The 21,563-nt window shown below is 72.2% G+C and carries 22 protein-coding genes; 8 read left to right on the plus strand and 14 right to left on the minus strand.

The window, feature by feature from the left end:
- Window positions 1-162 precede the first annotated feature (162 nt).
- Window positions 163-489 carry an ATP/GTP-binding protein gene (locus tag ACIPUC_RS22675; RefSeq protein ID WP_446591671.1) on the plus strand — a complete coding sequence of 109 codons (327 nt, stop codon included), beginning with the start codon at window positions 163-165 and terminating at the stop codon, window positions 487-489.
- Here the strand turns inward: ACIPUC_RS22675 and ACIPUC_RS22680 are convergent.
- The 7 genes from ACIPUC_RS22680 to mce all read right to left on the minus strand — a co-directional run bounded on the left by ACIPUC_RS22680 (window position 486) and on the right by mce (window position 10,685).
- Window positions 486-1,355, minus strand: a complete 870-nt coding sequence (locus ACIPUC_RS22680; RefSeq protein WP_446591672.1) for an ABC transporter permease — start codon at window positions 1,353-1,355, stop codon at window positions 486-488. The two genes, ACIPUC_RS22675 and ACIPUC_RS22680, sit on opposite strands and share 4 nt — an antisense overlap.
- The gene (locus ACIPUC_RS22685) at window positions 1,352-2,479 is read right to left on the minus strand and encodes an ABC transporter ATP-binding protein (RefSeq protein WP_446591673.1); all 1,128 of its coding nucleotides are present in this window, start codon (window positions 2,477-2,479) and stop codon (window positions 1,352-1,354) included. Before ACIPUC_RS22685 ends, ACIPUC_RS22680 begins: the two co-directional genes overlap by 4 nt.
- Before the next feature lie 145 nt (window positions 2,480-2,624).
- A complete protein-coding gene (locus ACIPUC_RS22690; RefSeq protein ID WP_446591675.1) occupies window positions 2,625-3,404 on the minus strand; it encodes an ABC transporter permease subunit in 780 nt (259 codons plus the stop codon).
- A 2-nt stretch (window positions 3,405-3,406) separates the two neighbouring features.
- Window positions 3,407-4,456 carry an ABC transporter ATP-binding protein gene (locus tag ACIPUC_RS22695; RefSeq protein ID WP_446591677.1) on the minus strand — a complete coding sequence of 350 codons (1,050 nt, stop codon included), beginning with the start codon at window positions 4,454-4,456 and terminating at the stop codon, window positions 3,407-3,409.
- 103 nt (window positions 4,457-4,559) lie between these two features.
- A complete protein-coding gene (locus tag ACIPUC_RS22700; protein ID WP_446591679.1) occupies window positions 4,560-5,498 on the minus strand; it encodes a cellulose-binding protein in 939 nt (312 codons plus the stop codon).
- Window positions 5,499-5,692: 194 nt separating this feature from the next.
- Complete coding sequence (gene scy / locus ACIPUC_RS22705) at window positions 5,693-10,075, minus strand: polarized growth protein Scy (RefSeq protein ID WP_446591681.1); 4,383 nt, start codon at window positions 10,073-10,075, stop codon at window positions 5,693-5,695.
- A 181-nt stretch (window positions 10,076-10,256) separates the two neighbouring features.
- Window positions 10,257-10,685: a methylmalonyl-CoA epimerase gene (mce, locus tag ACIPUC_RS22710; protein WP_446591683.1), complete on the minus strand. Its 429-nt coding sequence runs from the start codon at window positions 10,683-10,685 to the stop codon at window positions 10,257-10,259.
- 137 nt (window positions 10,686-10,822) lie between these two features.
- On the opposite strand from mce, the gene ACIPUC_RS22715 reads away from it, so the two are divergent.
- From ACIPUC_RS22715 to ACIPUC_RS22725, 3 genes are all read left to right on the plus strand, one after another.
- Entirely contained in the window at window positions 10,823-12,025 is a 1,203-nt protein-coding gene (locus tag ACIPUC_RS22715; RefSeq protein ID WP_446591685.1) for an acetyl-CoA C-acetyltransferase, read from the plus strand.
- Window positions 12,026-12,077: 52 nt separating this feature from the next.
- Window positions 12,078-13,040: a methylmalonyl Co-A mutase-associated GTPase MeaB gene (gene meaB, locus ACIPUC_RS22720; protein WP_446591687.1), complete on the plus strand. Its 963-nt coding sequence runs from the start codon at window positions 12,078-12,080 to the stop codon at window positions 13,038-13,040.
- Window positions 13,041-13,106: 66 nt separating this feature from the next.
- Complete coding sequence (locus ACIPUC_RS22725; RefSeq protein WP_099895366.1) at window positions 13,107-13,181, plus strand: 50S ribosomal protein bL37; 75 nt, start codon at window positions 13,107-13,109, stop codon at window positions 13,179-13,181.
- A 119-nt stretch (window positions 13,182-13,300) separates the two neighbouring features.
- On the opposite strand, the gene ACIPUC_RS22730 is transcribed toward ACIPUC_RS22725, so the two are convergent.
- The 5 genes from ACIPUC_RS22730 to ACIPUC_RS22750 form a co-directional block, all read right to left on the minus strand.
- On the minus strand, window positions 13,301-13,864 hold the full coding sequence (locus ACIPUC_RS22730) for a PepSY domain-containing protein (protein ID WP_446591688.1): 564 nt from the start codon (window positions 13,862-13,864) through the stop codon (window positions 13,301-13,303).
- Window positions 13,865-13,986: 122 nt separating this feature from the next.
- On the minus strand, window positions 13,987-14,463 hold the full coding sequence (locus ACIPUC_RS22735) for a MarR family winged helix-turn-helix transcriptional regulator (RefSeq protein ID WP_446591895.1): 477 nt from the start codon (window positions 14,461-14,463) through the stop codon (window positions 13,987-13,989).
- 66 nt (window positions 14,464-14,529) lie between these two features.
- Entirely contained in the window at window positions 14,530-15,324 is a 795-nt protein-coding gene (locus ACIPUC_RS22740; RefSeq protein ID WP_446591896.1) for an AIM24 family protein, read from the minus strand.
- A gap of 11 nt (window positions 15,325-15,335) precedes the next feature.
- Window positions 15,336-15,986 (minus strand): AIM24 family protein, encoded by a 651-nt coding sequence (locus ACIPUC_RS22745; RefSeq protein WP_446591690.1) that lies wholly within the window; start codon window positions 15,984-15,986, stop codon window positions 15,336-15,338.
- Window positions 15,986-16,624 carry an AIM24 family protein gene (locus ACIPUC_RS22750; RefSeq protein WP_446591692.1) on the minus strand — a complete coding sequence of 213 codons (639 nt, stop codon included), beginning with the start codon at window positions 16,622-16,624 and terminating at the stop codon, window positions 15,986-15,988. The genes ACIPUC_RS22745 and ACIPUC_RS22750 overlap by 1 nt, the downstream gene beginning before the upstream one ends.
- A 216-nt stretch (window positions 16,625-16,840) precedes the next feature.
- On the opposite strand from ACIPUC_RS22750, the gene ACIPUC_RS22755 reads away from it, so the two are divergent.
- The 3 genes from ACIPUC_RS22755 (at window position 16,841) to ACIPUC_RS22765 (ending at window position 18,066) form a co-directional block, all read left to right on the plus strand.
- On the plus strand, window positions 16,841-17,185 hold the full coding sequence (locus ACIPUC_RS22755; RefSeq protein ID WP_446591694.1) for a DUF3817 domain-containing protein: 345 nt from the start codon (window positions 16,841-16,843) through the stop codon (window positions 17,183-17,185).
- Window positions 17,182-17,478 carry an MTH1187 family thiamine-binding protein gene (locus ACIPUC_RS22760; RefSeq protein ID WP_257554101.1) on the plus strand — a complete coding sequence of 99 codons (297 nt, stop codon included), beginning with the start codon at window positions 17,182-17,184 and terminating at the stop codon, window positions 17,476-17,478. Before ACIPUC_RS22755 ends, ACIPUC_RS22760 begins: the two co-directional genes overlap by 4 nt.
- A gap of 225 nt (window positions 17,479-17,703) precedes the next feature.
- The gene (locus ACIPUC_RS22765; protein WP_446591696.1) at window positions 17,704-18,066 is read left to right on the plus strand and encodes a hypothetical protein; all 363 of its coding nucleotides are present in this window, start codon (window positions 17,704-17,706) and stop codon (window positions 18,064-18,066) included.
- A 7-nt stretch (window positions 18,067-18,073) separates the two neighbouring features.
- Here the strand turns inward: ACIPUC_RS22765 and ACIPUC_RS22770 are convergent, their stop codons facing one another.
- Both ACIPUC_RS22770 and ACIPUC_RS22775 read right to left on the minus strand, forming a co-directional pair.
- A complete protein-coding gene (locus ACIPUC_RS22770) occupies window positions 18,074-19,135 on the minus strand; it encodes a glycoside hydrolase family 6 protein (protein ID WP_446591697.1) in 1,062 nt (353 codons plus the stop codon).
- Window positions 19,136-19,228: 93 nt separating this feature from the next.
- Window positions 19,229-20,227: a DUF5937 family protein gene (locus tag ACIPUC_RS22775; protein WP_446591698.1), complete on the minus strand. Its 999-nt coding sequence runs from the start codon at window positions 20,225-20,227 to the stop codon at window positions 19,229-19,231.
- A gap of 93 nt (window positions 20,228-20,320) precedes the next feature.
- Between ACIPUC_RS22775 and ACIPUC_RS22780 the strand changes: the two genes are divergently transcribed.
- Window positions 20,321-21,556 carry an MFS transporter gene (locus tag ACIPUC_RS22780; RefSeq protein ID WP_446591700.1) on the plus strand — a complete coding sequence of 412 codons (1,236 nt, stop codon included), beginning with the start codon at window positions 20,321-20,323 and terminating at the stop codon, window positions 21,554-21,556.
- The last annotated feature ends 7 nt before the right edge of the window (window positions 21,557-21,563 follow it).

Consider the following 21,563-nt stretch of genomic DNA (forward strand, 5'->3'; position numbering starts at 1 on the left):
TCTGACACGTGCCAAAGGCACGGGCTGACACGAAAGTTATTGGGATTGTCGGGCCAGTCACCTTCGGGGGACCGCCCTTCCCCAGCCACCCTGCGGGTACCCCGCCTCGCTGCGCGTAGTCTGGGAGAAAGTCACTGCCGTCCGCCCTTCCGTGAGGTATACGTGTCACCGCGCCACAACCGCCCCAGGGGCGGCGAGACTCCGGACGAACGCCCCAGCACCGGTTTCGACCGCTACGGGCTGGAGCGCACCGAGGAGTACCAGGGCGAGGAGTGGAAGGTCCGGCACGTCGCGGGCGCGAGCGCGGCGGGCAAGCGCTACCGCTGCCCGGGCTGCGACCAGGAGATCCCCTCCGGCACCCCGCACCTGGTGGCCTGGCCGGAGTACGGCGGCGTGGACGACCGGCGCCACTGGCACAAGGCCTGCTGGAACGCGAAGGACCGCCGCACCTCGAAGGTGCAGCGGTCCCGTAATGCACCCAAGTACTAGACGTCCCGGCGGGCGACCGTCGCGTACGAGGCGGCCACCGCCGCGCCGGTGATCAGCAGGATGATCACCATGTGGGAGAGCTGGCTGGGCATCGGCCCGCCGCTCGCGGTCTCCCGCATGCCGAACAGCTGCATCAGCGCCACCGGCGCGTTGTGCTCGAGGACCGTCTGTCCGATGGGCGCGGACGCCTCCCAGATGCTGAGCATCCCGCCTATCACCGGCGGCAGCGTGACGACGCCCAGCATCACGGCGATCGCCCCGGCGGAATGCCGCACCAGCGCCCCGACGGCGAGGGCGAGCACCCCGAGCAGGGTGACGTAGAGGCAGCCCGTCAGCGCGCCGAACCACTCGCCGAGCGCGTGCACCCCGGCGGCGGAGCCGTTGTGCACCAGGGCCGCGGAAACCCCGACGAGGAACACCGACATGGCGATGGCGAGGAAGGCCGTGATGCTGAAGACGAGGTACTTCGCCGTCAGCACGCGGTGCCGCTCCGGGGCGGCGGTGAAGGTGGTCCGCACCAGCCCGCTGGCGTGTTCCGAGGTGATCGTCAGGACGCCGAGGACCATCACCGCGATCTGCCCGACCAGCAGGCCGAACAGGGCGGGCGTGGTGAAGGAGATCTCCACGTAGTCCCGGGAACTGGTCTGCACGACGAAGAGCAGCCCGATGCCCACGACGGTCAGCACGAGGGAGCCGAGCGTCCACAGGGTGGAGCGGACCGAGACCAGCTTGGTCCACTCCGAGGCCAGGGCGTGTCCCAGGTGCGGCCGCGGGGTGGGCATCGGCGAGCTGTAGCCCTGCGGCTGCCCCTCCGCGGTCGTCGTCGCGCCGCGGGGCGTGGCGCCGGTGGGCGTGGGGCCGGTCATCGGGAGTCCTCTTGGCTGTCTGCGGTGGTGTTCCGGGCGGCCCGCGCGAGTTCGCCGGGGTCGCTCGGCATCAGGAAGGGCCGGCCGCCGGCTCCGGGCGGCGGAGGCGCGTAGAAGCCCGTCTGCGGGACCTCGGGGGCGGCCGGCCCGTCCTCCCAGGCGGGGACGGTCAGCGGTTCGGGCTCCCACAGCTCGGCCCGCGGGTCGTCGGTGGAGGTGTATTCCAGGGAGGACTGGGTCATCCGCATGTACGCCTCCTCCAGCGAGGCCCGGTGCGGTGACAGCTCCCAGAGCCGTACGCCGGCCTCGTGGGCGAGGTCCGAGATGCGGGGGAGCTCCAGGCCGGTCACGCGCAGTGCTCCGTCGGGCTCCTGGAGGACCCGCCCGCCCGCGCCGGTGAGGGTCGTACCCAGCGCGTCCCGGCCACGGGGATCGGTGTCGGCCGTGCGCACCCGAGCGAATCCGGCCGAGTTGTGCGTGATGAACTCCTGGGTGCCCATGTCGGCCAGCAGGCGGCCGCGGCCGATCACGATCAGGTGGTCGGCGGTCAGCGCCATCTCGCTCATCAGGTGCGAGGAGACGAGGACGGTGCGGCCTTCGGCGGCGAGCCGGCGCATGAGGTTGCGGACCCAGAGGATGCCCTCGGGGTCCAGCCCGTTGACCGGCTCGTCGAACAGCAGCACCTGCGGGTCCCCGAGCAGGGCGGTGGCGATGCCGAGCCGCTGGCCCATGCCGAGCGAGAAGCCCTTCGTCCGCTGCCGGGCGACGTCCTGGAGGCCGACCACGGCCAGCACCTCGTCCACCCGCTTCTCCGGGATCCCCGAGAGCTGGGCGATGGAGAGCAGGTGGGTGCGGGCCCGGCGGCCGCCGTGCACGGCCTTGGCGTCGAGCAGGGCTCCGACGTGCCGCTGGGCGTTCGGCAGCTCCCGGAAGGGGCGGCCGTTGATCGTCACATGACCGGCCGTGGGCCGGTCGAGGCCGACGATCATGCGCATGGTGGTGGATTTCCCAGAGCCGTTCGGCCCCAGGAAACCGGTCACGTGACCCGGCTTGACCTGGAACGACAGCTGGTCGACGGCGGTCTTGGCGCCGAAGCGCTTGGTCAGGCCGACTGCCTCGATCATTGAACTGCCCCTTACCAGGCCGGGACGACTCTCGCCCGCGTAAGGATTAAGAGGATATCGAGTCCCCCGCGGTTCCGTCCCGGGCCGATCCCTGAGCCACCCCTGAGACCGACCCGGGGATCTCCCGTAGTACGTCCGCAGGAGGTCAGGCATCCCTCTTACGGAGGACGAGGTAGCCCCCGAGTACCGCGGCCAGCGTCCAGAGGGCCATGATCCCGAAGCCGCCCCACGGGCCGTACGGCGGCGGCTCGCTGCCCATGGCCCCCGGGATGACCTGCATGATCTTGGATCCGGCCTGGTCCGGGAAGTACTGGGCGACCTTCCGGGTCGCCTCCACCACGCCCAGGATGTTCGAGACCAGGAAGAAGAACGGCATCAGGATGCCGAGCGCCAGCATCGAGCTGCGCAGCATGGTGGCCACGCCCATCGAGAACAGGGCGATCATCGCCATGTAGAGGCCGGCGCCGATCACCGCGCGCAGGACGTTCGGCGCGTCGATGGCGATGCTGCGGTCGCCCAGGATGGCCTGTCCGAGGAAGAACGACAGGAAGCTCGTGACCAGCCCGACGACCAGCGCGAGACCGGTCGCGACGAGCAGCTTGCCGAAGAGGAAGCTGCCGCGCCGGGGCACGGCGGCCAGCGAGGTGCGGATCATGCCCGAGCTGTACTCGGTGCCGACGACCAGGACGCCGAAGACGATCATGGCGAGCTGGCCGAGGGTCATCCCGGCGAAGCTGGTCAGGGTCGGGTCGAAGGTGGCCCTCTCCTCGGCGGGCATGTCCTGGAAGGTGCTGTTGACGAGCGCGCACAGGGCGGCGCTGATGCCGACCGTGACGATGAGGGCTGCGGCCAGGGTCCAGAGGGTGGAGGAGACCGTACGGATCTTCGTCCACTCGGACTTGAGGACGGCGGGGAAGGAGGACATGGTCACTCGCCGCCCTTGCGCTGCGCCTCGAAGCCGGAGCCGGCGCCCCAGGCGGGCACGTCGGCCGGCCGGGCCGGGTTGTCGGGGGCCATGCCCGCCGGGATGACCGGGACACCCGGGATGCCCGCGGCGCCCGGTACCCCCGGCGCGTGGGCGTGGTACTCGACGGAGTCCGCCGTCATGCGCATGAACGCTTCCTCCAGTGAGGCCCGTTGCGGGCTGAGTTCGTGCAGCACGATCCGGTGCTGGGCGGCCAGTTCACCGAGCCGCTCCGGGCCCACGCCGTCGATCTCGAGCGCGCCGGTGGCCGGGACGCTGACGGCGTCGATCCCCGCCTCGTGCAGGACGTCCTTGAGCCGCTCCTGCTGGGGCGAGCGCAGCCGGACGTAGCTGCGGGAGTTCTGGTGGATGAAATCGGCCATCGACAGGTCTGCCAGCAGCTTTCCCTGCCCGATGACGACCAAATGGTCTGCCGTCAGCGCCATTTCGCTCATCAGATGAGAGGAGACGAAGATCGTCCGGCCCTCCGCCGCCAGCGCCTTCATCAAATTCCTGATCCAGAGAATTCCCTCCGGGTCCAGACCATTGACGGGCTCGTCGAACATCAGGATTTCCGGATCACCGAGCAGGGCAGAGGCGATTCCCAGCCGCTGCCCCATGCCCAGGGAAAATCCTTTGGACTTCTTCTTCGCCACGGGCGTCAGCCCGACCAGGTCCAGGACCTCCCCGACCCGGCTCTTCGGGATCCGGTTCGACTCGGCGAGGCAGAGCAGGTTGTTGTAGGCGCTGCGTCCACCGTGCATGGACTTGGCGTCCAGCAGCGCCCCGATGTACTTCAACGGCTCCGGCAGGTCCCGGTAGTGCTTCCCGTCGATCCGGACCGTACCGCTGGTCGGGTTGTCGAGGTCGAGCATCATGCGCATGGTCGTCGACTTGCCCGCCCCGTTGGGGCCGAGGAAGCCGGTCACCACCCCCGGTCTGACCTGGAAGCTGAGGTGGTCCACGGCGGTCTTCGCGCCGAATCGTTTCGTAAGGCCCTCAAGCTCGATCATGCGGGCCACGCTAGAACGCCGAAGGGCCGTACGCCACCTCAAACAGGTGACGTACGGCCCTCGATCGGCCCCTGGGGGTCGAGCGGTTCCGACCCCGGATCCGCTAGCGGCTCTGCTGCGCCGGAACGCCGCGGGTGACCGGCTCGTCGTCGACGATCGGGTTGGCGGCCGCGACCGCCGCACCGGTCAGCGTCGCCAGCATCTCGCGGACGTTGGTCAGCTGCGCGTTGATCGAGTCGCGGCGGTTGGTGAGCGCCGCCAGCTCGCGCTCGGACTCGCTGCGGATACGGTCCGCCTTGGCGTTGGCGTCGGCCACGATGTCCTCGGCCTGGCGCTGCGCGGTCTCCACCGTCTGGCGTGCCCGGCGCTCCGCGTCCGTACGCAGCTTCTCGGCCTCCAGGCGCAGCTGCTCGGCGCGGTGCTCGATCTCGGCGAGACGCTTCTCCGCCTTCGCCTGACGCGAGGCCAGGTCGCGCTCGGACTGCTCGCGGCGCTTGGCCAGGTTGGTCTCGAAGTCCGCGGCGGCCTGGGCGGCCTTGGCGCGGGTCTCCTCGAAGAGCGCGTCGGCCTCCTCGCGCTTGGAGGCCGCGTCCTTCTGGGCCTCGGCGCGCAGGGTGGAGGCGTCGCCCTTGGCCTTCTCGACGATGCGGACGCCTTCGTCCTCCGCCTTCGTCTTGCGGTCGGCGGCGAACGACTCGGCGTCGTTGCGCACCTGCTGGGCAGCCGACTCGGCCAGCTCACGGTGCTGCTCGGCCGCGCGACGGGCCTCCTCGCGCAGGTCCTTCGCCTCCTCCTCCGCGAGGCGCAGGATCTTCTCGACCCGGGCACCGAGGCCGGCGTACGACGGCTCCGCGTCGGTCACCTGGGCCTGGGCGTTCTGCGTCTCGAGGTGCAACTCCTCGATCCGCTTTTCCAGAGAGTTGATACGTCCAAGGGCGCTGTCGCGGTCGGAGACCAGCTTGGTAATGCGGTCGTCCACCTGACCACGGTCGTAACCACGCCGCACGAGCTCGAAGCCGAAGGGGGAGGAAGTGTCGCTCATGGGGTTCCTGTCGAATGAGACCGATGAGGTGCTACGTGAGGTGTTAAGGGGAATCCTAGGCGCCCGAGCGGCGTGTCATCGAGTCAATCCACGTTTGATCTGGACAATGACACCCCTTTTGAGTGGCAAGGCGACGGATTGCTTGTCACTCGTTCGCCTGAACCTCCATCAGGAGCACACGTCCTGTGCACCGACTAGCCCTCTGACGTCTTGCCACCCGAACGAGTGGACCCCGCTGCCGCGCCGGCCTTCACGCCCCCCGCGCCCTGGCCGCCGACCGCGGGCTTTCCGCCGCCCGAAGGCGCCTCGAATGATTCCAACGCCTCAAGAACGTCCTGGACACGGGAGATCTCCGCCTGAATGTCCTCGCGGCGGCGCACCAGGACCTCCAGCTCCCGGCGGCCCTCCTCGACGAGCCGTTCGGCCTCCGCCTTCGCCTCGGCCAGGGCCTTCTCGGCCTGGCGGGCCAGCTCGGCCTTCTTCTGCTCGGCCTCCTTCAGGAGCGCCTCCGCCTTGCGCACCGCCGCGATGCGCACCTTGCTCGCCTCGCTGCTCGCGTCCGACACCAGCTCCTTGGCCTTCGCCTCGGCCTCGACGCTCTGCTCGGTCGCCGCGCGCACCAGCTTGTCCACACGCTCCCCGGCCGACTTCATCTGCTCGGCCGACTCCCGGCGGGCCCGCTCGTGCAGCTCCTCGACCTCGGCCTCGACGCGGCCGCGCAGCTCCTCCGCCCGCTCCCTTATGGCCGAGGCGTCCGAACGCGCCCCGACCAGCAGCTCGTCCGCGTCCGTACGGGCCTTCTCCACCAGGGAGTTGCCCTCGATGGTCGCCTCCGAGGTGATCCGCGCGGCCTCCTTGCGGGCCGCGTCCACCATCGCGTCGGCCTGCTCCTCGGCCGCCGTGGTGGAGGCCAGCGCCTGCTGCTGCGCCTCGGCGGTGAGCTTCTCGGCTTCCGCCGAGGCCTCCGTGATGAGCCGGTCGACCTGCTCGGCGGCCTCGGTCCGGCGCTTGTTGGCCTCCTCGCGCGCTTCGTCCAGCAGCCGCTCGGACTCCGTACGGGCCTCCGCGCGCATGCGCTCCGCCTCGGCCGCGGCCTCCGCCTTGACCCGCTCGGCCTCCGACCGGGTACGGGTCGCGTGCTCCTGGGCCGAGGACAGCGCCTCCGACGCCTCCGCGCGCAGCCGCTCCGCCTCGTTCGAGGCCTCGCCGACCGTGCGCTCGTTGTCCCTGCGGGTCTGCGCGGTGAGCTTCTCCGCCTCGTTCGAGGCCTCGGTGATGAGCCGGTCCGCCTGTTCGGCGGCCTCGGTCCGCAGCCGGTTGGCCTCGGCGCGCGCCTCGTCCAGGGTCTGCTCGGACTCCCGCTCGGCGCTCGCCAGGGTCTCGTTCGCCGCGACCGTGACGCGGTCCGCCTCCGCGGTGGCCTCGCCGATGATCCGGCCGCCCTCCGCCCGGGCGTCGTCCAGGGTCCGCGCCGCCTCGGCGCGCAGCCGCCCGGCCTCCTCGGCGGCCTCGCCGACCGTGAGCTCGTTGGCCGCGCGGGTCTCGTCGACCAGCCGGTCGCCCTCGGTGCGGGCGTCGACGAGGACCCGCGCGGCGTCCCGCTCGGCCGCGGCCAGGGTGTCCGCCGCCTGCTTGGTGAGCCGTTCGGCCTTGGCCGTCGCCTCGGCGAGCGTCGCCTCGTTCGCCGACCGGGTCTCCTCGGTGAGCCGCTCGGCCTCCGACGAGGCCTCGGTGATGAGCCGGTCCGCCTGCTCGGCCGCCTCGGTCCGCAGCCGGTTCGCCTCGGCACGCGCCTCGTCCAGCGTGACGCCCGCCTCCGCGCGGGTGGCGTCCGCGGCCGCCGCCGCCTCGCTGCGGATCCGGTTCGCGTCCTCCCGGGCGTCCGCCCGGGTCCGGGCCGCGTCCCGCTCCGACGCCGCCAGCGCGTCCGTGGCCTCGGTGCGCACCCGCTGGGCGTACTCCGCGGTGTCGCTGCGCAGCTGCTCCGCCTCGGCGATCGCGTCGCCGACCGTCCGCTCGGCCAGCGCCTTCGCCGCGTCCGTCTCCGCACGCGCCTCGCTGCGGATCCGGTTGGCGTCCTCGGTGGCCCGCTCCCGCTCCTCGTACGCGTCGCTGCGGACCCGCGCGGCCTCTTCCTCGGCCTCGGTCCGGGTGCGCTGCGCCGCGTGCTCGGCCGCGCTGCGCAGTCCGGCGACCTCCTCCTCGGCCTGCTCGTGCAGACCGGCCACGGACTCCCGCACCTGCTGGGCGGTGGCCTCCGCCGCCGCCACCAGATCCGACGCGCGCCGCTCGGCCTCCTCGGTCAGCCGGGCCGCCTCGGCCTGCGCCTCCTCGGAACGCTTGCGGGCCGCAGCCAGCAACTCCTCGCTCTGCTCGCGGGCCTGGGCCCGCTCGCTCTCGGCATCCGTCCGCGCCGACGCCAGGGTCTCCTCGGACTCCCGGCGACGCCGGGCTGCCTCCTCCTGCGCGGCGGCCAGCGCCTCCGCGGCCTCCTCGGCGACCCGCTCGGCCGCCGCCTTCGCCTCGGCGCGCAGCCGGTCCGCGGTCTCCTGCGCCTCGGAGCGCACCCGCTCCGCCTCGGCCTCGGCCTCGCCGCGCAGCCGCACCGCGACCTGCTCGGCCTCCGCGCGCACCCGCCCGGCGTCCTGGGCCGCGTCGGTGCGCAGCTGGTCGGCCTCGGCCTCCGCCTGCGTCTGGAGGGTACGGATCCGCTCCGCCGACTCGGCGCGCAGCCGGTCGGTCTCCTCGCCCGTCTCCCGGCGGACGGCCTCCGCCGCCGTCCTGGCGTCGCGCAGGGTCTGCTCGGCCGTGGTCAGCCGGCTCTCGGCGTCCGTGTGCAGCCGTACGAGCTCCTCGTCGGCCTCCGCGCGCTTGGCGGCCAGCGCCTGCTCGGTCTCCGCACGCCGGGCCAGCGCCGCCGCGTCGGCCTCGGCCCGTACGGCCTCCGCCTGCTCCTCGGCGTCGGCGCGCAGCCGCTCCGCCTCGGCGCGGGTCCGCTCCAGGGTCTCCTCGGCCTGCCGGCGCAGGGTGCCGGCCCGCTCGACGGCCTCGGCGCGGACGCGCTCGCTCTCGGCGCTGGCCCCGCCGCGCAGCTCGTCCGCGTCCGCCTTGGCCTTGCCGAGGAGCTCCTCGGCGGTCTTGGCCGCCTCCTCGATCTGCTGGACCGCCTCGCGGCGGGCCTCCCCGCGGATCCGCTCGCCCTCGGCGACGGCCTCCGCGCGCAGCTGCTCGGCCTCGCCGCGCAGCCGCCGGGCCTCCTCCTGGAGTTCGACCGTACGGGCCCGGTACTCCTCGGTGTCGTCCTTCGCGGCGCCCTTGAGCTCGTCGGCCGTGGCCGCCGCCTGGGCGCGCAGCCGCTCGGCCTCCGCCTCGGCCTCGCGCCGGATCCGCTCGGCCTCCTCGGACGCGGCCCTCGTGGTGGCCCGGGCGTCCTCCGAGGCCTTGTTCAGTACGTCCTCTGCGGTGCGGGCCGCCTTCGCCAGCTGCGCCGCGGTGTCCTCGGCCGCGGCCGTACGGGCCTGCTCGCCGGCCTCGGTGCGCAGCCGCTCGGCCTCCGCACGGGCATCGGCCAGGGCCTGCTCGGCCTCCGCCTTGACGGCCTCGGCCTCCTTGGTGGCCTCGCCGACCAGCCGCGCCACCTGCTCCTTGGCGGTACGGGTGCGCTGCTCGTTGACGGATTCCGCCGAGGCGAGCTGCCGCGCGGCGCTCTCCTTGGCCTCCGCGAGCACCTTCTCGGCCGCGGCGCGGGCCTCGCGCAGCGCTCCGTCGGCCTCCTGGATCCGCTGCTCGGCCACCCGGCCGAGGTCGAGGGTCTGCTGGCGGGTCTGCTCCGCCTCGGCCGAGGTGGTGGAACGAAGCCGCTCCGCGTGCTCGGTGGCCTCCTGGGCCTGGGCGGAGGCGGCGGTCAGCAGCCGCTCGGCCTCCTTGCGGGCGCGCAGCAGGGTGGACTCGGCCTCCGCGCGGGAGGCCTCCGCGTCGGCGGCGATCCGGCGCCGGGTCTCCTCGGCGACCCGGGCGGCCTCGGCACGGGCGGCGTTCAGGGACTGCTCGGCCTCGGCGCGGGACTCCTCCATGAGCCGGCGCGCCTGGGACTCCGTGCGGGCGCGCAGCTGCTCGGCCCAGGCCACGTTCTCGTTGACGTGCGCCTCGACGGTCTGGCGGCGCTCGTTGAGCTCCTGGTCCAGGCGCTGGCGCCGGTTGACGGCCTCGGCGTGCAGTTCGGCCTGGAGGCGTGCCTGGTGTTCGGCGTGCTCCTGGAGGATGCGCTGGGTCTGCGCCCGGGCGTCGCGCAGCTCGCGCTCGGCGTCGGAGCGCATCTGGTCGGCCTGGATCTGGGCATTGCGGAGCAACTGCTCCGCCTGGTACCCCATGTCCGCGCCGTCGTAGGCGGGGCGGGACGCCAGAGAACGGCGCACCTCGTGGAGCTTGGCGCGCAGCACCTCGACCTGGTATCCCAGGTCCTCAGCGTGCTGGACGGCCTTCCCGCGCTCCTTCTTCAGCCGCTCCATCTCGGCCTCGAAGCGCGAGAGATGGTCGGCCTCGGCCTGATGGCTCTCCTGGCTTTCGTAGCCCCGCACAGCGCGGTCCCATCCGTCCCCTGGTCGCAAGCTCACTCCCAATGAGCATCGCTCGCCCGCTGAACGACGCCCCCGGGGGAATGGTGTCAGATACCGGGGCAGGGGTCACAGGCCCCGACCCCGTCTCCGCACCGAACCCCGGCCGAGCCATGGCCACTCTACCGGCCGGGGATACGGGACATCAGTGGTCGGGGTTGGAGGTGACGAGCTCGGTCAGGACTCCGTGGCAGTCCTTGGGGTGCAGGAAGGTGATCCGGGACCCCATGGAGCCGATGCGGGGCTGGTCGTAGAGGACGCGGACGCCCTTGCCGCGGATGGCTTCCGAGTCGCCGTCGACGTCCTCGGTGCCGAAGGCGATGTGGTGGACCCCCTCGCCGTTCTTCGCCAGCCACTTGCCCACCGCCGAGTCCTCCCGGGTCGGCTCGAGCAGCTGGAGGTAGGAGGCGCCGCCGTCGGACGTCTCGTTGATTTTGAGCATGGCCTCGCGAACGCCCTGCTCCTCGTTGACCTCGGAGTGGAAGACCTCGAAGCCGTACGTGGCACGGTAGAACTCGACGGTCTTGTCGAGGTCGAAGCAGGCGATTCCGATGTGGTCGATCCTTGTCAGCATGGGACCAGTGCACCGCCGAGAGGGGTGGTCACGCAACGTGCCAGCGATCACACCGACAGCCCGGTGACGCCGCCGGTACTGCTCAGTACATTCAGGTAAACCCTCGTTCACTCCTCATCCTCAAGGGGCTGTGCCTCATGTCCGGAACGAACAACACCACCTCAGTGATCGTCGCCGGGGCCCGCACGCCCATGGGGCGGCTGCTCGGTTCGCTGAAGTCCTTCTCGGGTGCCGACCTCGGCGGGTTCGCCATCAAGTCCGCGCTGGACCGGGCCGGGATCTCCGGCGACCAGGTGCAGTACGTGATCATGGGCCAGGTGCTCCAGGCGGGCGCTGGCCAGATTCCAGCGCGCCAGGCCGCGGTCAAGGCCGGAATTCCGATGAACGTCCCCGCGCTCACGATCAACAAGGTGTGCCTCTCGGGTCTGGACGCGATCGCCCTGGCCGACCAGCTGATCCGCGCCGGTGAGTTCGACATCGTGGTCGCCGGCGGCCAGGAGTCGATGACCAACGCCCCGCACCTGCTGCCCAAGTCGCGCGAGGGCTACAAGTACGGCGCCATCGAGATGCTCGACGCGATGGCCTACGACGGCCTCACCGACGCCTTCGAGAACATCGCGATGGGCGAGTCGACCGAGAAGCACAACACCCGCCTCGGCATCGAGCGCGCCCCGCAGGACGAGTTCGCCGCCTCCTCGCACCAGCGGGCCGCGGCCGCGCAGAAGAACGGCGTCTTCGAGGCCGAGATCACCCCGGTCGAGATCCCGCAGCGCAAGGGCGAGCCGGTCGTCTTCTCCCAGGACGAGGGCATCCGCGCGGAGACCACCGCCGAGTCCCTGGGCAAGCTGCGCCCGGCCTTCGCGAAGGACGGCACGATCACCGCCGGCACCTCCTCGCAGATCAGCGACGGCGCCGCCGCCGTGGTCGTGATGAGCAAGGCCAAGGCCGAGGAGCTGGGCCTGGAGTGGCTCGCCGAGATCGGCGCCCACGGCAACGTGGCCGGCCCCGACAACTCGCTGCAGTCGCAGCCCTCGAACGCGATCCTGCACGCCCTGAAGAAGGACGGCCTGGAGGTCGCCGACCTGGACCTCATCGAGATCAACGAGGCCTTCGCGGCGGTCGCCGTGCAGTCAATGAAGGACCTCGGGGTGACCCCGGAAAAGGTGAACGTCAACGGCGGCGCCATCGCCCTGGGGCACCCGATCGGCATGTCCGGTGCCCGCGTGGTGCTGCACCTGGCGCTGGAGCTGAAGCGCCGCGGCGGCGGGGTCGGCGCGGCCGCGCTGTGCGGCGGCGGCGGCCAGGGCGACGCCCTGATCGTCCGCGTGCCCCAGGCGTAACCGGGTACCGCACCCACCCGTACCCGTATCAGAACCGAGGAGCGCAGCACGTATGACGGCGGTGGACGTCCCCCAGCTGGTGGCCCAGGCACGTGAGGGCAGGCCGAGAGCGGTGGCCCGGCTGATCTCGCTGGTGGAGGGGGCGTCCCCGCAGCTGCGCGAGGTGATGGCGGCGCTGGCCCCGCTGACGGGCAACGCGTACGTGGTGGGGCTGACGGGGTCGCCGGGCGTCGGCAAGTCGACCTCGACCTCGGCGCTCGTGTCGGCGTACCGCAAGGCCGGGAAGCGGGTCGGCGTCCTCGCCGTCGACCCGTCCTCGCCGTTCTCCGGCGGCGCGCTGCTCGGCGACCGGGTGCGCATGTCGGACCACGCCTCCGACCCGGGGGTGTACATCCGCTCCATGGCCACCCGGGGCCACCTGGGCGGTCTGGCCTGGGCCGCCCCGCAGGCGATCCGGGTCCTGGACGCGGCCGGGTGCGAGGTGATCCTGGTCGAGACGGTCGGTGTCGGCCAGTCGGAGGTGGAGATCGCCGCTCAGGCGGACACCTCGGTCGTGCTGCTGGCGCCGGGGATGGGCGACGGGATCCAGGCCGCGAAGGCCGGGATCCTGGAGATCGGCGACGTGTACGTGGTGAACAAGGCCGACCGGGACGGCGCGGACGCCACGGCCCGGGAGCTCAACCACATGCTGGGCCTGGGGGAGGCCCGGGGGCCGGGCGACTGGCGCCCTCCGATCATCAAGACCGTCGCGGCGCGGGCCCAGGGCATCGACGAACTCGTCGAGGCGCTGGAGAAGCACCGGGCGTGGATGGACGAGCACGGGGTGCTCGCGGAGCGGCGCACGGCGCGTGCGGCGCACGAAGTCGAGACCATCGCGGTGACCTCCCTGCGGGCCCGGATGGCCGATCTGCACGGGAACTCCCGGCTGGAGGCGCTGGCGGCCCGGGTGGCCGGGGGCGAGCTGGATCCGTACGCGGCCGCCGACGTCCTGCTGGGCAGTCTGACCGAAGCCTGATGCGGGACCGGCGCGGCGCCCCTAGACTGGCGAACGCCCGGATTACCCCGATTCAGGGAGCGGCTCATGGCCAAGCGCGGCAACAAGAAGCGAGCACGCAAGAAGAAGAAGGCGAACCACGGCAAGCGTCCCAACGCCTGACCGAACCGCCTGAGCTGTACGAGCTGTACGAGCTGTACGAGCTGTATGAAAGAGAGCCGCGCCCCGGGGCCCCGGGGGGCGGCTCTCTTTCATACAGCTCGTAGAGCTCGTTGCGCGGTTCAGCCGTGGTCGTTGCCGGAGTCGGACCGCGTGGTGGCCTTGCCGGTCGTGGCGTCCACGGAGGCGTCCCACGTCTTGCCGTCGGCGCCCTCCACCTCGACGTGCCAGGAGGCGGCTCTGCCGTCGTCCGCGGAATCCCACTCGACCGTCCGGACCTGCCCCGGATGGGCAGCGGCGGCGGCCTTGGCGGCCTGCTCGGCGGTGACCTTGGCGGCGAGCAGATCCTTGTGCTCGCTGCTGTCCTCGTCGGTGTCCACGTCCTGCCGGGTGACGGCGCCGCTCGCGGCGGCGACATCCAGCTCGGCGTGGCCCTTGCCGTCCTTGGTGATCACGTCGACGTGCCAGACCTTGTCCTCCCGGTCGAAGTCGAGGGACTCGACCACTCCGGGGTAGTCCTGCAGGGCCGCGGCGAGCGCGGCCTCCGCCGTGATATCGCCCTGGGGGACAGCGGCCGCGGGGGCGGTTCTCGCCGTGTCGGCGGATGCCGCTGCGGCGGCCGCCACCGGGCCTCCCGCCATCAGGACCACGGCCGCGGCCGCGGAGACGTACACGTTGCGCTTCATCGGCTGGACCTCCTCAGGCCGGCCGTACCGCCTGCGGTTGCCCTGCGGGCGGGCGGCCGGCAGCGAGCGTTCCCAGCCATTGTCGGGCCGATCGCCGTCCGGCGCCCTCCGGGGCGGCCGGGTCAGGCCTTGCCGCGGGTGCCGCGCAGGTGGTCCGCCACCGGGTCCAGCGACTCGCGCAGCGCCGCCAGGGCCTCCGGCGGCAGCAGGTCGATGAAGTGCCGGCGGACGGACGCCACGTGGTGCGGGGCGACCTTGCGCATCATGTCCATGCCCTCGTCCGTGAGCACCGCGAACAGGCCGCGGCGGTCGGACTCGCAGTTCACGCGGCGGACCAGGCCCGCCGCCTCCATGCGCGTGATCTGGTGGGACAGCCGGCTCTTGGACTGCAGGGTGGCGGTCGCGAGATCGCTCATGCGCATCCGGTGCTCCGGCGACTCCGAGAGGTTCACGAGGATCTCGTAGTCGTTGTTGGTGAGTCCGAAGGGCTGGAGATCCTTTTCCAGCTGGTGCATCAGCAGTCTGCTGACGTCCAGGTGGGTGCGCCAGGCGCACTGCTCGGCGTCGGTCAGCCACCTGGTGGCCGTCTCGGTCTCCATGGTCTCCATGAATGAACTCTACCTAAGAAGTTGAATTACGTACAAAGATGGGGGTCTGCTGGGGCGTCACAGTCCGAGGCGGCGCTGGAGATCACCCAGCTGCCCCGGCATCCGCGGCACGCCCACGGAGCCGTGGCCGGCCCCCGGAACGCCCTGCGCGTTGCCCGTGGCCGCACCGGCGCCGACCGTGCCGACCGCCTGCTCCGCCATCAGCATCTCCGACGACTGCAGCAGCACCGTGCCCGCCCCGACGAACTCGAACTGGTGCTCCTCGCCCGAGGCGCCGCCGATGCCCGCCAGCGAGCGCAGGCCGCCCATCACGCCCGACATGTAGCCGTGATCGTAGTGGTGGCACGGAGAGGGGCAGTCCGCCCAGCCCACCAGCGCCTGCGGGTCCACGCGCAGCGGGGGCTCCATGAACACCACCGGCCCGTTGGAGGCCGCCACGAACTTTCCGGTGCCGATCAGCGTCAGGAAGCCCGGGACGATCGACTGCTTCAGGGCGAGGGAGGGCTGGTACGCGAGCAGGTTGCCTGACCGGATCGTCAGGTTCCCGTTCTCCAGGTCGTACGAGTTCACGTCGAAGGCCCGGTCGGCCAGGAGCATCTTGCCCTGCCCCTCGGCCACCACCCAGTCGCTCGCGTGCAGCGGCGAGTGGAAGCTGGTGCGCAGCAGCCGGTCGAAGCGGCCGTTGCCGATGCCGTTGAACTCGATGCTCCCGTAGTACGAGATCATCTTGCCCTTCTGCAGGAACCACTGGCTCCCCTTGAGCTCCACGCAGAAGGTGTACGCGTTCACGTTGTCGTCGGAGGGCAGCGAGTACGGGTCGTAGACCGTCGGGCCGCCGGGTCCGCCGGTCACGGGGCCAAAGTTCACAGCTTCTCCTCCGAGGCCTGTACGTACACCGCGCCCTGGCCGGACAGCTCCAGCTGGAACGCCTCACCCGAGCCGCGCCCCACCATGTCCCGCCAGCCCAGCGCGGTGGAGAGCTTGTTGCGGACGTCGCCGTGATGGGCGACGTACGCCTGCGGGTCCACGTGGACCGGCCGGTTCGGGTGGATGGGGAGTTCGATGACCCCGCCGTGGGCCATCACGGCGACCGAGCCGTGGCCCTTGAGGGTCGTGGTGAACAGGCCCTGGCCGGTCACCTGACCGCGGACCATGCCCATGACACCGCCTTGCGAGCCCATGAACATCGTGCCCTGCTGCAGCGTGCCGTCGAAGGCCAGCAGCCGGTCGGCCTCCACGTACAGGGTCTCGCCGGTCAGGTTGATCACCTGGATGTGGTGGCCGCCATGGCCGAACATCACGGTGCCGCTGCCCTCGACCGCCATCAGCGGGGTCTGCTCGTTGGCCACCCGGCGCCCGATCATGCCCATCACCCCGCCCTGACCACCGGTCAGGCTCGGGGTGAAGGAGACCTCGCCGCGATACGCGAGCATCGCGCCGCGCTGGCTGTACATCTTCTGGCCCGGGACCACCTGAGCCTCGACCATCTTCGAGTTGATCTCGCGGAACGGCATCAGACGTCGCCCCCGATGGTGTTGCGCTCGCTGGGCTGCACGTACACCAGGCCCTCGCCCTCGAAGCGGATCTGGAAGGACTCGCCGGAGCCCTCGCCGATCAGGGTGCGGAAGTTCACCCCGGACTGGAAGGACTGCTGGAGGTTGCCGGTGTGCGCGATGTACGCCCCCGGGTCGACGGAGAGCGGGTACTGGGCGCTGACGCGCAGCACCACCGCCGGGCCGTCGGACATGATCGCCGCCTGGCCCGAGCCCTCGACGGTCGTCGTGAACAGGCCGTTGCCCGTCGTCGCCCCGCGCAGACCGGTGAAGGTCGTGCCGGTGCGCAGCCCGCCGTCGGTGCACAGCAGGTTGCTGGACTCGACGTAGAGCTTCTCGCCGCGCAGATCGACCAGATTGATCTCGCTCGCGCGGTCGGCGAAGAAGCAGGTGCCGTGCCCCTGCACTTCCATCACGGTCATCTGTTCGCCGGTCAGCCGGCGGGTCACCATCCCGCGGATGCCTTCGCCGCCGCCGGTCATCTTCTTGAAGGCCATCTGGCCGTCGTACGCGACCATGGAGCCGTTTTTCGCTTTCACGGCATCCCCGGTCAGGTCGACGGCGAGCACCTTGCTGCCTTGGAGTCGGAACTGAGCCACGGGATGACGTTATCGGCAGCGGGCGGACGCGAACAGGGCCCCATGGCCGATATGCGCCACACCCGGGCGGTTTCGGGCGCGATTCGGGGACGACTCGGGCACGACCGGCGCACGCGGACTGCCGTGACGCCCCCGGCGGAGAGGGCCCCGGGTCAAGATCCCGCAAAGCGGCTGAGACACTGGAACGGCCCCAGGCTCCCATCCCGAAGGTTCCCCGTGGACATCAAGACCGCTTCCGCCCTGCACCGGCTGCGCCTCATCTCCGTCCCGGAGGCGCTGTCCTTCCCGGCCCTGCTGATCTTCGGCTCGCTGCTGAGCCGGATCTCGGACATCGACTACCTGATGATGCCGCTCGGCATCCTGCACGGGGTCCTCTTCGTCATCTACGCGCTCTTCCTGCTGGATGTCTGGAACAAGGCGAAGTGGCCCGTCAAGAAGGTCGCGCTGTTCTTCGTACTGGCGCTGCTGCCCTTCGGCGGTCTGTACGGCGACCGGCTGCTCAAGCAGGACGAGGCCGACAGCGTGATCGCGGCGCGGGCCCGGCAGGCGGCCGAAGCGTGATCGTCGCGTTCTCGGTGACCCCGCTGGGGGTCGGTGAAGAGGTCGGGGAGTACGTCGCCGACGCGGTCCGCGTGGTCCGCGAGTCGGGGCTGCCCAACCGCACCGACGCCATGTTCACCACCGTCGAGGGCGAGTGGGACGAGGTCATGGACGTGGTCCGGCGCGCGGTGGCGGCCGTGGAGGAGCGGGCGCCGCGCGTCTCCTTCATCCTGAAGGCCGACATCCGTCCCGGTGTCTCCGACGGGATGACCTCGAAGGTCGAGACGGTGGAGCGCCACCTCGCCGGCGGCTGAGGCCGAGCCCCCGCCGCGCCTTCCGAGCGCCCCTGGCCCGCCGGCCGGGGGCGTTCTCGTATCAGCGGCCACCCGGTTGATCCAGATGCCGGGCGCGCCCCGCCGGCGCACACTGATCCTGTCCGACGTCCTGCGCCCCGCGGCGGCCGGAACGGCGAGCACCCCGAAGCACGCACGGCACTCGAGCCCGTCCCCAGCGAGAAGGAAGCAGCCTTCGGAGGAATCATGGCGAGCACGGAGCAGCACGGATCCCTGCAGTGCAGCGGCAGCGAACAACACTTCACGGCAGTGGTGAGCCACGAGGGGTACGGAGCCGGTGAGGACGGGCGCCTGGTCACCATCGACGGGACACTGTCCTGCCCCCTCCCCGAGTTCCAGCTCGGCTTGGAGCGCGACAACCCGGGCATCAATCCGGACCCCGAGATCCTCGTCCTCAAGCTGGTGGAGACCAGGCCGACGGGCACCGTCGCGCAAGTGGTGACGGAGACCAAGGTGCACGGCGAGTTCCGTATCGACTCACGGGTGGAGCGGGTGTGGATCAGGAACCTGGACGTCACCGTGCCTCTCGTTTCCGGATCCGCTGGCTGACGCCGCGTCACTCCCTGGCCCGCCGGGCGAGCCCCAGGGCGTAGTCCGGCCACCACTCGCCCGCCCGCGGGCCGCCGCGGCAGGGGCCGTCGGACTCCCCGGGCCGCTTGATCCAGAGGTACGCGTCGACGAGCGGGTCGCCGGTCCTGTCGGTCGGCGCAGTCCCCAGCGCCCGGCCGGGCGGATTGCACCGGTCCTGGCCGCGCCCGCCGGGCAGCGGGCCCGCGCCGTTGCGGCTGGTGTCGACGACGAAGTGCTTGTGGCCGGCGGCCTCGGAGATCCTGGCGCCGTAGGCCCGGGTGGCGGCGTCGGGCTGGAAGTCGGCGACGTTGAGCGCGAACCCGTCGGCGCGGGCGAGGCCGGCCTCGAGCAGCGGCCCGACGAGATCCTGCGGGTCCGGGATCCGGGCCGGGCTGCCGGCGTCCAGGTAGACCCTGGTGTGCGGGTTCCGCTTCAGCCGGTCGACGGCCTCCGAGAGCAGCCGGTAGCGCTCGGCGCGGTGTTCCGGCCGGGTGCAGCCGTCGACGATGTGCGTGATCGCGTCCGGCTCCAGGACGACGACGGCCTTGGTGTTCCCGATGCCGTCGGCGAAGGCGCCGATCCAGCTGCGGTAGGCCGCGGCGCTCCGGGCGCCGCCGGCCGGATGCCGGCCGCCATGTCCCAGGCCGCAGCCGCGGTGCGGGACGTTGTGCGCGACGAGCACCAGGGTCCGCCCAGTGGCCCGGGCGCCGTTCCCGGCCCGGCGGATCTCGGGAGCGGGATTCCCGCCCGGAGCCCACAGGGCCATCGGCTGCTCCGCGATCCTGCGCAGGACGTGCGCGTCGCTGTAGCGGCCCGCCGCCTCCCAGGCGCCGACCTGCCGGGCGGCGTCGGCCTGCGGATCCACCCAGTAGGGGGACCCGACCGCCCCGGTTCCGGAGGGGGCGGCCGCCGGAGCCCCCGCGCCGGGTGCTGCTTCGCCGGAACACGCGGCCGCCGCCAGGCACAGCAGGAGGCCGAGGACGGTGACGGGACGGCGTCGGGAATCGGCGCGTCGGGGAACGGCGCGTCTGGCAACGGCGGGGCGCATCCGGCTTCCTCGGGACGAAGGATCGGGCAGCGGACCGGGATATCGTGACATAACGGTCAGTTGCCGCCTCCTTGCGACACCTCTGCGACCCCTCTACGACGCCCCGGGCCCCCCGCCGGCCAGCGCGATGGCCAGCGGCGTGCGTTCGTAGAGGACCTGGTGGCCGTGGCGGCCGGAGACGAGCAGGCCCGCCGCCCGCAGGACCCCCAGGTGCGCCGAGACCGTGGACGGGGCGAGGCCGAGCCGGTGGGCGAGCGCCGTGGTGGAGGCGGGTTCCTCCAGCGCGCACAGCACCTCGGCCCGGGCCCGTCCCAGCAGGTGGGCCAGCGCCTGCGGGACCGGGCCCGCCGAGGCCGTCCACAGCGCGCCGATCCCCCGTGCCGGGTAGACGAGCGTCGGCTGCCAGGGAGGGTCGTAGCCGCCGACCACGTCCGGCCAGCCGAACGCGCTCGGCATCAACAGCAGTCCCTGCCCGTCCAGCACCCGGTCGTGGTGCCCGGTCCGGGCGATGGTCAGGGTGTCCGTCTCCCCGTGCCACCGCAGGTCCGGGTGGAGACCCTCGAACAGGGCCTCCAGACCGCCGGCCGCCAGCCGCCGCGAGTGGAACAGGATGTCCGCCTCCAGCAGCGCGCGCAGCCGCGGCCAGTGCGGGGCGACCAGGGCCTCCCAGGCCCGCTCGGTGAGATCGGCCAGCTCCCGCACCGCCCGCTCCGGATCCGCCAGCATCCGCTGCCCGAGGTCGCTCTCCAGCGCGCCCGGCGTGCAGACCAGGGAGAGCCGCAGGTCCTCGCGCGCCGCCTCCGGATCGGCGGCCCGTACCCGCGCCAGCTCCTCCTCGAAGGTGACGGACGGGCCCAGCGGCGGCGGGCTGAGGAAGTCCGGATTGTGTCCCGCGCGAGGCATCAGCAGCCACAGGGGCCGCAGGTCCAGTCCCTCGGCCGCGGCCCGCACCCGTCGCAGCCAGGGCAGGTGGTAGGTGTGCCGGTACGGGCGGAGCAGGGCGCGGACCGCCTCCTGCGTCTCCCAGCGGGGGGAGATCGCGAACCGGCACCGCAGCAGGTCGCCGGGGCCGAAACGGAAGTGGAACCCCACGGAGCCCCTGCCTCCCGTCCCTCGCCCGACCCCGGATTCGTCCGGGCCCGAATCTCTACGGCTGCCAGGGTAGTTCGCGCGAGGCTGCCGGACATGTCAACCGCCACCCCGGCCGCCGGCTACCGGGCCGTCTTCCGGATCCGGGAATTCCGGCCCGTCTTCGCCGCACACCTGATGTCCGTACTCGGCGTGGTCGTCGCCGAGATCGCCCTGACCGTCCTCGTCTACCGCGCCACCGGCTCGCCGCTGATGAGCGCGCTCACCTTCGCCCTCGGCTTCCTCCCGTACGCCCTCGGCGGCACCCTGCTCGCCGGGACCGCCGACCGCCGCCCCGCCCGGCGGGTGCTCGTCGCGTGCGACCTCGTCTGCGCCGCCTGCGCGGCCGCCATGGCCCTGCCGGGCACCCCCGTCGCGCTGCTCCTCGTACTGCGCTGCGCGATGGCCTTCGTGGCACCGCTGTTCCAAGGCGCCCGCAGCGCCTCCCTCGCCGACATCCTCGGCACCGGCGACACCCTCGTGCTCGGCCGCTCGCTGCTGCGCATGGTGGCCCAGAGCGCCCAGCTCATCGGCTTCGGCCTCGGCGGGATCCTGCTCACCGTCCTCGCGCCGCGCGGGGCCATCGCCCTGACCGCCGCCGGATTCCTCGGCTCGGCGCTGCTGCTGCGCCTGGGCACGCGCGGCAGGCCCGCCCGCGCGGCGGCCCGCCGCTCCCCGGCCGCCGGGCTGCGCGCCGTCCTCGGCAACCGCCGGATCCGGGCGCTGACCCTGATGTTCTGGCTGCCGCCCGTCTTCGTCGTCGTACCGGAGGCGCTGCTCGCCCCGTACACCGCCGGCCTCGGCGCGGGAACCGGCGTGCTGGGGCTGCTGATGTGCGCGCTGCCCGTGGGCACCATCGCCGGAGAGCTGTGGGCCGGCTCCGCGCTCACCTCCCGAACCCGTTCGCGGATCACGGTCCCGCTCGCCGCCGCCGGACTGCTGCCGCTCCTCCTGTACACCCTGCGGCCCGGCGTGCTGCTCGCGTTCACCGCGCTGCTGCTGGCCGGCCTGGCCCAGGCCTACACCCTCGGCCTCGACCAGTGGTACCTCGACGCCGTCCCCGAGGAGCTGCGCGGCCGTGCGATGACCCTGCTCAGCACCGGCCTGATGACCTTGCAGGGTGCCGGCATGGCCCTGGCCGGACTGGCAGCCGAGTTCCTCCCGGTCCACCGGGTCGTCACCGGTTCCGGCATCATCGGCACGGCCGTCGTCCTGCTGCTCCTCGCCGAACTCCGGTCCACCGCAACGGAACAGGAGCGGCCGAGGAGTGAGACGGGGCTCGCCGCCAAATGACCGAACG

The organism is Streptomyces sp. LARHCF249 (assembly GCF_052871255.1).

Excerpts from the sequence above, each read along its gene's own strand:
- ACIPUC_RS22780 (WP_446591700.1), top strand. The coding sequence starts at position 20,321 with ATGTCAACCGCCACCCCGGCCGCCGGCTACCGGGCCGTCTTCCGGATC.
- ACIPUC_RS22680 (WP_446591672.1), bottom strand. The coding sequence starts at position 1,355 with ATGACCGGCCCCACGCCCACCGGCGCCACGCCCCGCGGCGCGACGACG.
- ACIPUC_RS22730 (WP_446591688.1), bottom strand. The coding sequence starts at position 13,864 with ATGAAGCGCAACGTGTACGTCTCCGCGGCCGCGGCCGTGGTCCTGATG.
- ACIPUC_RS22715 (WP_446591685.1), top strand. The coding sequence starts at position 10,823 with ATGTCCGGAACGAACAACACCACCTCAGTGATCGTCGCCGGGGCCCGC.
- ACIPUC_RS22735 (WP_446591895.1), bottom strand. The coding sequence starts at position 14,463 with ATGGAGACCGAGACGGCCACCAGGTGGCTGACCGACGCCGAGCAGTGC.
- ACIPUC_RS22700 (WP_446591679.1), bottom strand. The coding sequence starts at position 5,498 with ATGAGCGACACTTCCTCCCCCTTCGGCTTCGAGCTCGTGCGGCGTGGT.
- ACIPUC_RS22765 (WP_446591696.1), top strand. The coding sequence starts at position 17,704 with ATGGCGAGCACGGAGCAGCACGGATCCCTGCAGTGCAGCGGCAGCGAA.
- ACIPUC_RS22695 (WP_446591677.1), bottom strand. The coding sequence starts at position 4,456 with ATGATCGAGCTTGAGGGCCTTACGAAACGATTCGGCGCGAAGACCGCC.
- meaB (WP_446591687.1), top strand. The coding sequence starts at position 12,078 with ATGACGGCGGTGGACGTCCCCCAGCTGGTGGCCCAGGCACGTGAGGGC.
- ACIPUC_RS22690 (WP_446591675.1), bottom strand. The coding sequence starts at position 3,404 with ATGTCCTCCTTCCCCGCCGTCCTCAAGTCCGAGTGGACGAAGATCCGT.
- ACIPUC_RS22745 (WP_446591690.1), bottom strand. The coding sequence starts at position 15,986 with ATGCCGTTCCGCGAGATCAACTCGAAGATGGTCGAGGCTCAGGTGGTC.
- ACIPUC_RS22685 (WP_446591673.1), bottom strand. The coding sequence starts at position 2,479 with ATGATCGAGGCAGTCGGCCTGACCAAGCGCTTCGGCGCCAAGACCGCC.
- ACIPUC_RS22770 (WP_446591697.1), bottom strand. The coding sequence starts at position 19,135 with ATGCGCCCCGCCGTTGCCAGACGCGCCGTTCCCCGACGCGCCGATTCC.
- mce (WP_446591683.1), bottom strand. The coding sequence starts at position 10,685 with ATGCTGACAAGGATCGACCACATCGGAATCGCCTGCTTCGACCTCGAC.